Origin of the sequence: Shewanella mesophila (assembly GCF_019457515.1) — a bacterium.
GTDB lineage: Bacteria > Pseudomonadota > Gammaproteobacteria > Enterobacterales > Shewanellaceae > Shewanella > Shewanella mesophila.
Genome location: NZ_CP080421.1, coordinates 2740887 through 2754078, shown reverse-complemented (window position 1 = coordinate 2754078; position 13192 = coordinate 2740887). Strand labels below are relative to the sequence as shown.

Below are 13192 nucleotides of genomic sequence, written 5' to 3'. Positions count from 1 at the left end.
CGCTATCAACTACCGCTTTAATCGATTAAGTAACTCGGCCCTGAGTTGACGAGCATGGTGTTCACTTTGTGGTGTGGTCAACATGCCTTGAGCCTCTGGCAAAATATGGTCGCTGTCGCCGACTTGATGGTCAAAAATGTAATGATTGAAAATGTGCTTCCAGGCCTGGCGTTGTGCTTCTGGCAAGCTCCTGAGGCTTAACATGGCATGCAGTAGCGCGCTGTCTGGACGCCCCATAAAACTGGGCGAGTCACGCCACCAGTGGGTGACTAATACGTTGAGCGGATCGAGTCCCTCTACATGATGCCACCACATACTGGGGAGAAATAGGGCATCGCCCGCTTCGAGTAGCGCAACTTGCGCACACTCAATAGCTTGAGAAAATTTGGGAAACTGGGTAAAGTCAGGCGCATCGAAATCCACCATGCTGATAGTTTGACCACCTGGTGAAAACTCCATCGGTCCAGGATAAAGGTTGGCGACCTGTGACGGAGGGAAAAGGGTAAAGCGGCGACGTCCCACTGCGGAGCAAGCGACATTATGAGGAAAGTCGTAATGCGCGGCGATTCTACTGCGATTGCCAAGCCAGATATTGGTCAGCGGCGATTGATCAGCAACGTTGATGGTATTGTGCTCACTAAAGCCAGGGAAAAACTGAGTCACATCGGTTGAGCCCACGTAAAGGGTTGGTGGGCAGTCATCGTCTTGATGGGACAAAATTCGCGCCAATACTTGGGGCAGGTCGATGCGAGCTGCGCTGTAGTTAAAGCCATTTTGCTCGGCGTTGTAAAACACCCGGCCGTTGGCCTCGCTTGGCGCCATATAGCCTGTTACTGGTCGGCCACTGTATAAGCTACATAGGTAGTCACAGGCTTGGGTTAGCGATTGCTTTCCCGCTGTGACAATGGGCCAATGGTCACAAAAACCTTTAAGAATTACAGGCTGGTTGTCAGCAACTACCTTGGCGGGTAATACGCCTGGAGTCAGTGTAGTAATGCATTGAACCTGCTGTTTAATCGCTAACATCTTGCTACCTCAACGCGGCCCGACTAATTTTGCTGCGCAATTGGCATGGCATTTTTGCGATTAAGTAGATCGCGGATATTATTTTGCGATGCGATCATCATATAAATCGCCTGCAGATAACCATGATGGTGCAGTTGGGCTAACACCTCACTGCTTAAGGCGGCTAAGGTGTCTTCATTGATGGTGTAAAAGCCGATCATCTGATGTTTGGCGCCTGAGTCGAGCTCCACATCTAAGGTAAAAGACTCTAGGAGTTGATGTTCAATCAGTAGCTCAGTAAACATTTTACTGTCTTCTAAGCCGTGGTGAATGGCTTCAAGCATATCTGCGGCACTGTCGAGGAAGGGGGAGTTTCCGCCATACTCGAGGAACAAAGACTCGCCTTTTTCGGTGTTAACTCGTGGGTTATCCATATCAATATGCAACATTCTTTGCTGCGTCTCGACGCCATTCTCCATGCTCTTCCTTACTCCAATAAGGAATGGTTGGCGCTGCACTGTGAGTGGGATATAAGAAACTGTCCACTGTCCTTGGTCAATAAATAGGTTTTCTTTATCTTTAAAGCCAAACAGTGCCACTGCGTAGAACTCACCGGTGTTGGGGTCTTTTTGATAAAAAATGGGGTAGTACGCCTGGACACTGCGGTACTCGGTTGGGAAGGTGAGTGCATACCAGACATTGTCGCCATAAGTCTCACTGCGTTCAGTTATCACTTTAAGGTCTTTGTGATCGACGCTATTTAATAAGACGGTATTTGCCATGTTAACTCCAGTTCTTGTTCGTTATATTTTTTAAACCAGTGGGTTATGGAATATTATATTTTAGAGAGGCCATATTCGGCCATCTTGCTCAGTAAGTTTCTGTTGCTTGGCAACAGGCTAATGAGTTGTTTGGTTTTCGTCGCATTTTGATTAAAAAACTGCTCAGCTAACCTAGTTTGTGATTGGCGGTGCCAATTGGGCACTTGGGTATTAAAGTCCATCCCATAAAGTATGTATTGAAAGCTGGCCGCCGGAAATAGCGCTTCGGTATGGAGGCAGTCATAGTTATCGGGCAGTTGGTGTTGCCATAGGGTCATTAGCTCTTGCAGAGACTCTGGGATGGTGTTGCGTTCGCAATTATCTATCCAATAGTCGCTGTCACTGCGCTCGGTTAAGATGTAGTGCAGTTTTAAAAAGTCGATAATACGTTGCCAGCGGTGGTTAAAACGTTGGTTAAAGCGTTTGGCCGTGATATCCATCACTCGTCGGTTTGCAGGTAACTGTTCGCTGATCATTTTAGCGGACAGCTCTACCATGGCCAGTGCCGATGCTTCTAGTGGCTCAATAAAGCCTGCAGCCATGCCGATGGCCACACAATTTCGGTGCCAAAACTTTTCACGATAACCGGGGCGAATCGATAGTTTTCGTAATGAAGCCTGCTCGGCTTTAGCCGTACCAATCGCGGGGGCTATATATGCCCTTAATACACGCTCCGCCTCGTCATTAGAGGTATGAGAGCTGGAATAGGTGTAACCAATGCCGCGGCGCGAGGGCAGGCCGATATCCCAAATCCAGCCAGCGCCTTGTGCTGTCGAGTGAGTAAACGATGCGATGGCCGCATCATCTTCTGCATAAGGTACTTGCACCGCTAAGGCAGAATCATTAAACAGCACCTGTTTTTGCTCTATAAATGGGATCTGGTAATGCTTACCAATCAATAATGCATTCAAACCACTGCAATCGATAAACAGGTCGCCTTCAATATCACCATGAGTTTGGGTAGTGACGGATTTAATATCACCATTGTGGTGGCTATTGAGCTGGGTCACATCATCGATAATTTGTTTCACCCCCAATTTTTCGGTGCAATGTTGGGAGAGAAACTGGCTAAATTTCCCGGCGTCTAAGTGGTAACCATAGTTGAGTAGGTAATCGTACTCTTTGGTGGTGATAAGTTTAGGGGCTGCGCCAAGTTGTGCGACACGTCCTTGAGGACTGACGGCATCGGCAAAGCTGACTTTCTTGCGATAGGGTTGCCAATGACCTGCAAGATTTATCTGTTGCATTCCAGTAGGGAGGGTGAAAGGGTGGCAGTAACTGTCGCGGCCATTTCGCCAGCCATGAAATTGTGAACCTTGTTTAAAACTGGCGTCACAGCTAAGCATGAACTCGGTTTCGCTGATGCCTATTCTTTGCAAAGTGGCTCTCATCGATGGCCAAGTACCTTCGCCAACGCCAATAGGCGCTATTGTTGCCGACTCAATAAGCGTGATATTGATTCCGTCTGCACCATTCGTTTTGTGCTGGGCGGCAATCACGCCAGCGGTTATCCAACCTGCTGAACCACCACCTATGATTACGATGCGTTTTAATGAGTCATGCATAGGACTTGATCTGACTATCCTTTATAAGTGAAAAATAATTTGCCGATAAAATGAATTGATGTTGGCATAATGATTTTAGTCAGCGGTTAAAAGCAAACCGTTCAGTAAAATCATTTCATTGGTTAACATAGCGCCCCGAGAGGGGCGCTACCACCAGTTTTTAATTAAAAGGTGTATCGCGCCCCGAGACTGTATCGTGCGCCAGTCTGGGTGTAGTTCAACACTTCTGATTTCGAACGACCATGAGTTCGGGTGTATTCGTTAGTGATGTTTAATCCTTCGAAGAATACGGTTAAGCCCTTAACTGCTTCAATGTCATAACTCACATTGAAATCAATCTGTGAATAGGCTTCGGTGTAGGTGGGGTTAGCACCAGTATCGTTACCTGTTGAATTAAGGAACTCATCACGCCAGTTGTAGGCTAAACGTGCTTGGAAACCGTAGTTTTCATAGATAGCTACCGCGTTAGCAGTATCACTGATGTTGGTGAGCACATTTTGTGAGGCATCGCCTGGGCGGCCAAGGTTGGCATTGTCAAAACTATCACCTGCATCCACTAAGGTATAGTTGGCTTGTAAACCGAAGCCTGAATCACCGAAGAAGTGTTGTACAGCGAACTCCCAACCATCGATAACAGAGCTTTCATCACCGTTTGTTGGTGAGGTGATGATGAAGTTCATATCAGGATCGCCTGGATTACCGATGATCTCGATATTACCGTTATCAGGGTTAATGGTGACGTTAGGGTCGGTGGCACCATAGTTGTCATAAATCCACTGACGCTGCTCAATAGCCGTTGTTGCACCAGCCGCTATCGCTTCATCTACATATTTACCCGCAGATGGGTTAGGGATGTTAAACACGTTTGAGTTGATTGGATTTGATGAAATAAAGTTAGTCACATCTTTGCGGAAATACCCGACAGACACATAGCTAGCTTCATCGTAGTACCACTCAGTCGCTAAATCGAAGTTAGTTGATTCAAGCGGTAATAGTGCAGGATTACCTGCGGAGCCTGAGCCGCCGCCACGGTTAGCGAGTGCGCTTACTGAGGTACCACCTTGAATCGAGGTATAGTCTGGACGTCCAATCGTTTCACCCCATGCGGCTCGAACATAGACATCTTCTATTACTTCAATATTAAAACTGATATTCGGCAGGAAGTAGTCATAATCGCCCGCTTGAGTCTGGAATACTTGATCACCATCGCCAGATAAGGCGATTTCTGTTTCAGCTATCCAATTGGCTTTATTATATGAAGGTACCGCAGAGGTTGATTCAACATCTGTTTGCTCATAGCGTAGACCAAGGTGAACATCGAATGGCATTTCACCCATCTCACCTTCGTAGTTGTATTGGATATAGACTGACTTCGATTTTTCTTCAGTAAAGCGATCGGTTCCGCCAGCTGCAAGGTAGTTGCTTGATGGGCAGAAACCATTGCCACAGTCGCCAACAGCCGTTGAACCGTAAAGCTCAGCCGCTCGTGCACGAACGGCTTCAAAGTTCCAAAGGAAAATTGTATCAAGCGGATCGGTTACTGCACTGCCTTGGTAGTCAGAGAAATCACCTTTTGAGCCATCAAATAAATCTTGTACAGAACTGCTTGGGAACCAAGCTGGGTCAAGATCGCCCGCAGCTCCCACCCCGCCCCAATCATTGCGCTGAACGTTGATCGATTGTGAGTGATTGTTTACGTTAGTTAAGGCAATACCAAAATCTATGCTGCCCGCTTCTTCGAGAATAAATTCACCTTGAAGTTGGAACTGCTCAATTTCAGATTTATTACGTTCATTACCAAATACTGAGCCAGTGACACGCATATCTTCAGGACGAACCTGATTCCCTCCGCCTACGGCCAGTACCGGAACATCGCCAGTAAAGTCTGTGGCAGCACTGGTACGAATAAAGGCTGCGGTACTGAGGTTGCTACTGCTACCATTTGGGCTATTAGGTGAGCGTTCCGCTGTAGAGTTATGATAATCGAAGACCAGATTAAGATTTTCTGTGGCATCCCATTCAATATTGAATCCCAACGATCCACTTTTGTCACGCGTTCCGTAGTCACCAGCTGCCATTGATAGATCTGCGCCGCCATCCGGATAGAGTTCTGAGTAAACCAGCGGTGAAGAGATTGGGCCATCAGACCATGTGCTTTCTTGGGTTGGTACAAAGTTAAACCATGCTGAAACATCGTGCGATTGTGTGTCGATGTCATTTTGCATCATGGTGTAATCAAGGGTTGCGCGGATGGTGTCTGTTGGCTGATATTGAAGAACCAATTGACCGTTTAAGCGGGTACGCTGTTGCTCTTCAAAACGATAAATTGTTGTTTGTGGTACTGAGTAAATATCACCTTCACCAGGACGATTGATCTGGTTATCATCTTTAGGTACGCCACCCCATTCAGCATTTGAACCGCTCCAGTCTTGATCGACAATCCCAGGGAAACTACGCCACCCTGTGCCCACTTGGGCTTGCTGGTTACCACTTTCGCGTTTTTGGTAGCTAGCTGAAATAGAGATACCAAATTTGTCATCGGCAAAGGTGTTTGAGTAGAGGCCTGATAATTCTGGTGTAATAGATCCTTGATCTGTTGAAGTGTCATCTACTGCTTTGGCGCCGAACGTCGCCTTTAGACCTGGAGCGCTGAGTGGCTTATGGGTCAAAATATTAATGGTCGCGCCAATACCACCGGTTGAGTTTTTCGCTTGGCTCGTTTTTTGTACTTCAACAGCGCTGATTGCTTCAGAGGCGATGTTGGCGAAGTCAAATGAGCGTGAGCCCGTGGTCACAGGCATTTGACGACCATTGAGCATGACGAGGTTTTGGTCGGCACCGAAGCCACGGACGGATACACGACTTCCTTCACCGTTTTGGCGGTCAATCGAAACACCGGTAATTCGTTGTAGTGATTCAGCAAGGTTGCTATCTGGGAACTTACCAATATCTTCAGCGTTAATCGCATCGACTATACCGTCGGAACTTCGCTTAAGATCCATTGATTTAATCAGACTGCCACGGATACCCGTTACGGCAATAACTTCAATGTTTTCATTCTCAGTAGTTTGGGTATCAGCGGCATAGACTGGCGCTAACGTTGATGCACTAAGCGCTAACGATAGACTTGTAGCGAGTCTTGTCTTTTTAAATAGTAGTTGTTTCATCTCCATCCCCCAGAGGCATTCAATCATAATTTTATTTATTCATGCAATGTAAGCGCTTACAAGTTGGTGTAAAAAAAATAGGTTAACCATTTGTAAGCGCTTACACAAAATTAGGGTAATTTGTGAACTACGTCAACATAAATTCACCATAAATTAACATTTAATGATTTTAATTAGTATGAAAAGCTGATTGGTAAAAGCTTTGATGAGCCTAGATATTGGGCATTGATTGGTTTTTGTTGGTGGTACTATGGAGGACTTCGAATGAATGATTGCTATGAAATAGGCGGGGACTAAAAAGGATGATACCGAGTGGCTTCCGAACGTTAACTTGAATAATCTCCATTTAAACAGATGGTTGCAAGAGGATCGCTCTCTTTGTTAGTGTGTGGTGTTGTGTAAACGGGGAGTGACTACCGTAGAAGCGACTATTATTTATTAAATTAAAACATGTAAATGTAGGCGATTTTATTTTTTTGTTGGCTACGCATATACCCATGTTGTCATCATGTTAGTTAAGGTCGCATCTTGGTCTTTAGAGGGTGGTTTCGTTAACGAAGGCTGCAAAGGTTACATCATCAGATTAGCTAAACTTTTGGAAATGCTGTTTAACACGGAAAGTGGGCAGCAAATTTTTAAATTGTGGCTTAATAAGCACGCTATAGAAGATCTGCTCAAACAGGGTTAATACCAATCAGTATAAGAAAGTGATCTACTCAGCGTGTTTTTTGGCACCTAATTCAAGGCGGGTGGATGATGGAATGGTGATTCCCTTGTGAGGCCATTCAACGCAGAAGTAGGAAGCCAAAAAACACGACTAACAGGCGAGTTTTAACACTTTTGATGCTGTGTTAACGAGTTTGACCCTAGTTCAACTATGCTCTTCACTTGTTGCAATCAACAGGGGCTTGTATGTTTCCGACATACTTTAGACATTTCCTCCATCACTGGAGGTCAGATGTTGTGAATGCCCTTAATGCACGACTATATCGATATAGGAGATAAGGTAACGCATGGAGCGGTTACCGAGGATGCTAGAGCAGAGGAGCAATTAAGGCCCTTGCCTCATAAGCGCTAAATTCTCGCTGAGCGATCACATCTTTATACTAATTGGTATAAAGCCGCCGCTTACAGCTAGCTTTAATCGAAAAAGCTAATGCCTACACTCTATCAATCAGTATATGAAAGCCACTTGTTCAGTGTGTTGCCTTGGCAAAGTAAGCTCATGGTGTGTTCATGGCCACTACGCATTCGGATAAGGCTAATACAGGTTACGATTAGACTGGCCGAGTAGAATCTCGCATCACTAAGCTTGGGGTAAAGATATGGGTGATCTCTTGTTCGGCTTGGTTGAAGGTGTTTTTTAGCGTCCAACTTGCGGCCATCTTACCCATCTGCTTGATGGGGTAGTCGATAGTCGACAACTTAGGGTGAATAAATTGCGATAAGAAAATGTTATCGAACCCCATGATGGAGATGTCCTCAGGGATCATCATCCCTTTCTCTCGTATAACAGTCATTGCACCTAGTGCCATCTCATCATTGGCACAGATAAGTGCAGTGAAAGGTCGAGACTGCTTAAGTAGATAGCTAATTCCTTTGCTGCCACCAGTTTCTTGATAGTCACCCTCAAAAGTTAATGTGGCATCGTAGGGGACATTAAACTCTGTTAAGGCTCGTTGGTGGCCGCTTAAACGATCTTGAGCATCCATTTTCCATGAGGGGCCAGAGATATAAGCGAACTCCCTATGACCCTGTTCTAGCAGTGCTTTAGTGGCATAGTAACCACCTAGTTCATTGTTAAGGCTAATGCAGTGGTTGGCAATCTCTGCTATGTATCGATTGATCAGCACAATCGGGATATCGCCGTTGACCAGTTCGATTAAGTATTCATCTGATACGGCTTCGACGTGCAAAATGAGTGCATCGCATCGGCGGCTAATGAGAAATTCGATGCCATCTTTTTCTAATGCTTCTTCGCTGTGACCAGCAGCAATAATCACGTGCTTCTCTGCGGTTCTGAGTTCCGCTTCAATGCCACTCATCATAGAGCCATAAAAGGGACCATGTAGCTCAGACACTAAAATACCAACACTGTTGGAGCGATTGGACGCGAGAGATTGTGCGATAGCGTTAGGTCGATATCCTAACTGCTTCATCGCATCAAGCACCTTTTGGGTGGTTTTCTCGCTCACCTTAGCATTTTTGTTCATCACCCTTGAGACGGTGGCGAGAGAGACTCCTGCGAGTACAGATACATCGTAAATCGTTGCCATAAACTTCCTTTAAAGCGCCACAGTTAGGGTAAATCGACTTAGTCGGTAGCAGGTTGTAACTCCTGCTGTATTTGTGCGACTCGGTTGTCGTCTAAAATATACCAGCGCATGATACCAGCTACAATGAGTGACCCCATTGCTGGATAGAGGGTAAATGAGAGTAATATTCCCCCTTTAGTGGCGTCAGTTTGCGCGGTATCTGCAATATAACCGTAATACGCTAATGCCCATCCAGCGATAGCACCACCGAGTGCAACCCCAAGTTTAATAAAAAAGATCACTGTAGAGTAAACCATACCTGTTACACGAATACCGGTTTTCCATTGACCGTAGTCAATTGTATCAGCCATTTTGGCCCAAAGTAATGGACTTGCCATGTCGAGGAAAAATTTCCACAGAAAGAAGGCGATAAAAGCGATGACAATTTGATCTGCTTGAATGAAAAAGCTCACTGTGCAGATGATGGCGGCGATGAGCTGCAAACCAATGTAGGCTTTTACCTTACACATATGTTGTGCCAATTTTTGTGCCAGCGCACACCCTAACATACTGCCCACCATGCCAGTGGTCATAAAGGCGGTAATTAAATCTTCACGCAGCAAGAAGTATTTCACATAGTAGACGGCCAAGGTGATGCGCAATACTTGCCCAGTTAACAGGAATAGACCTGACAGACACAATAAACGAGCTTGATCGTTATTCCATAGGTGACGTAATCCCTCAAAAAATGGGGTTTTCTGAGTGTCGCAGGTGTGAATTCGCTCTTTGGTTCCGGCAAAACAGAGCAGAAATAAGATCACTCCGCCCAAGCTCATCGCTGTCATGGTGAGCTGATAACCCTTTGCCGCGTCGCCATTACCAAACCATTCCACCAGTGGCATGGTGCATGATGCGACAATCACCCCACCGAGCATGGCGCAGACAAAGCGGAAAGATTGTACTGAGACTCGTTCCTTAGGGTTTGCGGTTAGCACACCTCCTAAGGCGCAATAGGGGATATTGATGGCGGTATAAGCAATCATTAATAGGGTGTAGGTTACAAATGCGAAGAGTAGCTTATTGCTGTCACTAAAGTCTGGCGTGGTAAAGGCCAGCACGCTGAGCAGTCCAAAGGGAATGGCTAACCAGATCAGGTAGGGGCGAAATTGTCCCCAGCGAGTATGAGTTCTGTCGGCAATTGACCCCATTATTGGATCTGTTATGGCATCAAATACCCTAACAACGAGGAACAGGGTGCCAACGGTTGCGGGCGATAGACCAACAACGTCGGTATAAAAGATGAGCAGAAACATCATCACAGTTTGAAAAATGATATTACTGGCGGTATCACCTAAACCATAAGCTATTTTTTCTTTTACAGAGATCACTGACATTTTTAATTACCTCTGCTTAAAGCAAGCTTTTTCTTATTGCTCATGATTGTGCTGGCTCCATGGCATTTCTGCGTGCAATTAAGGTTTCACCAATTTGCTGGTTGTGTTGTTGGCTCAAGGGGTAAAATAGCATGAGCCCTGCGCCCAAGAAGGCAAAAATCGCAGGTATCCAGCTCATTAATAGCTGCATACCGGGAAGAGAGGCTTTGACTGTGGTGTTATCCATGCCATCGTAACCGTAGCTGGCTAATACTACCAATACGAGCGCGCCAGCAAAGCCACCGCCAGTTTTCTGTACAAAAGTACCGGCAGAATAGATAAGCCCAGTGGCGCGTCGACCATTTTTCCACTCAGAATAATCTGCACTATCCCCCAGCATAGTGAAAAACAGTGTTGGCATCATGGCGGCGAAGAATTCAGCGCTGCAGCCCATGATAAATATTGCGCTAAGATTATCACTGTCGACCCAATAAAAGCTTCCGGTTAATATCCCACTGGCGATCAGCGCGGCGATAAATAGGCGTCGCTTGTCAAACATCTGCGATAGATGGCCTGTGGCGAGCGCGCCGAGAATGGACACCAGTAACAGGGCTATGAAGTATTTTCCTGCCATCAACTCATCACCCACTTGATATTTAAAGTAGTAGGCAATAACGCCATATTTTATGCCGTTGAACATCATGGTTAGAAATCCAATAGCTAACAAAATCAGCCAAGGCTTGTTGGTCAGTAAATCAACAATATCCCTTTGGGTACCACCAAGATGGTTGGTGGGCTGGCTGAGGATCCGTTTTATCGCCCACCATATTACAAGGGCAACCAGCACAAAAAAGGCCGCTGTGATGAGGTTGCGAAAATAGAAGAAAAGGGTGGCAGCAAGTAGTGGAACAACGATAAAGGGGAGGTTTTTAACCAGATCGCTTATTTCTGTTTTTAAGCTAATTTCATCGCGTTTTGCTGGACGAATCCGCTCCTTGGTCGTCATAAATGTGATGAGCATTAACACCGAGAGCAGCGCGGCAAAGAGATACATTGTGTACTGGTAACCTTTAGCATCATCTCCGCTACCCAAATAAGCTACTAAGTCGGGGAGAAAACCCATGACTAACAAGCCGCCAGCAAACGCACCTGCAAAGCGGTAGCCGGATAAACTGGCTCGTTGGGTATCGCTTGGTGTCATTACTCCCATCAGGGCAGAGTAAGGTACATTATTAAAGGTATAGGCCAGTGTCAGGCCAATATAGGTAATATACGCATAGATAAGTTTGCCGTCGGCGCTGAGGTCTGGCGTGGTGAAGCAGAGCACCATAAACAGTGCCAGCATGGGGGTAGACCAAAGGATCCAGGGACGAAATTTGCCGTAGCGAGTCTCGGTTCTATCGGCAACCATTCCCATAATAATGTCGGTGACGCCATCAGAGAGACGTACAACTAAGAAGAGCATAGCCGCTGCAGCGGCGGTGAGACCGAAGGTGTCGGTGTAAAACACTGCTAAGTAGGCTAGGGCACCGCGCCAAACAAGGTTGGCGGCGGCATCTCCCATCGCATAGCCTACTTTTTCGTACAAAGGCAATTTACTCATTAGTTATCCTAGTTATTATTATCTTTTACTAATCAGTTCTTTAAATGCATGACCACTGGCTTTGATGGTTCTTTTTTGTGTGTGGTAATCCACGTAAACGATACCAAATCGTTTAAGGTAGCCTTCTGCCCACTCAAAGTTATCCATTAAGCTCCAGGCGAAATAACCGCGAATATCAACGCCGGCACTAATGGCGTCATTAACGGCATTAAGATGCTCATGGTAGTACGCGACTCTATCATAATCATCAACTTTGCCATCAAGCAGTTTATCCGCCATCGCAGCACCATTCTCAGTGATAAATATTGGCGGCAGACGGTATGTTTGGTTAAGAGAGATCAGTAGGTCGCTAAAAGCTTTGGGGTAGATCTCCCAACCCATGTCGGTAATGGGGACATTCTTTGGTGGCACATCTTTAAACCCTGCAACCGGATCGCTTCGATAGACCGCGCGAGTATAAAAGTTGATGCCGAGGTAATCGACAGGAGCTGAAATAATGGCTAGATCTCCCTCTTTAATATCCGGGCATTCATCGGCGGGTAACGAGGTGAGTAGGTCGGGATAGGCTCCGTCAAAAATAGGCTTGATATACCATTGGTTAAAATGGTCATCTGCCAGTTTGGCGGCCTCTCTATCTTCGTGGTTGTCGGTTTCTGCATAGCAAGGGGTAAAATTTAACACTATGCCATGTTGGGCATCGGGGGCATTTTTTCGCAGAACTTCAAGCGCTAAACCATGGCCTAACAGCAGGTGATGTGCGGCTTTCTTGCCAAACTGTTTACCTTGAATACCAGGGGCGTGAATACCCGCTTCATAGCCTAAATAGGCACTGCAAAATGGCTCATTTAACGTCGCATAGGCAAAGACTCTGTCGCCAAAGGCTTCAGAGATAAGGTCTGCATAGTGCCTAAATTGGAATGCGGTATCACGGTTGAGCCAACCACCGCGGTCTTCTAAATACTGTGGTAGATCCCAGTGATATAGAGTGACGTATGGTTTAATGCCCTTGGCGATCAATCTATCGAGGATCTGAATGTAAAAATCCACCCCGCTAGGATTGAGTTCGCCCGTTTGGGTCATCACCCGTGGCCAAGAGATAGAAAGGCGATAAGCGTCTACTTCGAGTGAGTCAATCAGATCAATATCTTGCCGCCATAGATGAAAGTGGTCACAAGCTATTTCGCCATTTGAACCATCGCGGATTTTATGTGGAGTATTGCAAAAAGTATCCCAGATAGAGGGGAGTCGATATTGTGCGCCGCCCTCAATTTGAAAAGAAGCCGTTGCAACGCCGTAGGTAAATTCTGGTGTTAACATAGGTGAGTTATCTGGCAGTAAAATGTTCATAACAAGCTATATCAATCCCTTAAAATAATTCATTTTATTGTTGGTGTTGTTCGCTT

8 protein-coding genes are annotated in these 13192 nt (G+C 45.9%); all 8 read right to left on the bottom strand.

Going from position 1 to position 13192, the window contains the following annotated elements:
• Positions 1-9: 9 nt before the first annotated feature.
• The 8 genes from K0I73_RS12175 to K0I73_RS12140 all read right to left on the bottom strand — a co-directional run bounded on the left by K0I73_RS12175 (position 10) and on the right by K0I73_RS12140 (position 13136).
• The gene (locus tag K0I73_RS12175; RefSeq protein WP_220061369.1) at positions 10-1026 is read right to left on the bottom strand and encodes a cupin-like domain-containing protein; all 1017 of its coding nucleotides are present in this window, start codon (positions 1024-1026) and stop codon (positions 10-12) included.
• A gap of 23 nt (positions 1027-1049) precedes the next feature.
• The gene (locus tag K0I73_RS12170) at positions 1050-1787 is read right to left on the bottom strand and encodes a SapC family protein (RefSeq protein WP_220061368.1); all 738 of its coding nucleotides are present in this window, start codon (positions 1785-1787) and stop codon (positions 1050-1052) included.
• A gap of 53 nt (positions 1788-1840) precedes the next feature.
• Positions 1841-3391 (bottom strand): tryptophan halogenase family protein, encoded by a 1551-nt coding sequence (locus K0I73_RS12165; protein WP_220061367.1) that lies wholly within the window; start codon positions 3389-3391, stop codon positions 1841-1843.
• Positions 3392-3555: 164 nt separating this feature from the next.
• Complete coding sequence (locus K0I73_RS12160; RefSeq protein ID WP_220061366.1) at positions 3556-6558, bottom strand: TonB-dependent receptor; 3003 nt, start codon at positions 6556-6558, stop codon at positions 3556-3558.
• A gap of 1277 nt (positions 6559-7835) precedes the next feature.
• Positions 7836-8834, bottom strand: a complete 999-nt coding sequence (locus K0I73_RS12155; RefSeq protein ID WP_220061365.1) for a LacI family DNA-binding transcriptional regulator — start codon at positions 8832-8834, stop codon at positions 7836-7838.
• A gap of 38 nt (positions 8835-8872) precedes the next feature.
• On the bottom strand, positions 8873-10201 hold the full coding sequence (locus K0I73_RS12150) for a glycoside-pentoside-hexuronide (GPH):cation symporter (protein ID WP_220064365.1): 1329 nt from the start codon (positions 10199-10201) through the stop codon (positions 8873-8875).
• A 46-nt stretch (positions 10202-10247) separates the two neighbouring features.
• Entirely contained in the window at positions 10248-11789 is a 1542-nt protein-coding gene (locus K0I73_RS12145; RefSeq protein WP_220061364.1) for an MFS transporter, read from the bottom strand.
• 18 nt (positions 11790-11807) lie between these two features.
• Positions 11808-13136: a GH1 family beta-glucosidase gene (locus K0I73_RS12140; protein WP_220061363.1), complete on the bottom strand. Its 1329-nt coding sequence runs from the start codon at positions 13134-13136 to the stop codon at positions 11808-11810.
• Positions 13137-13192: the final 56 nt, after the last annotated feature.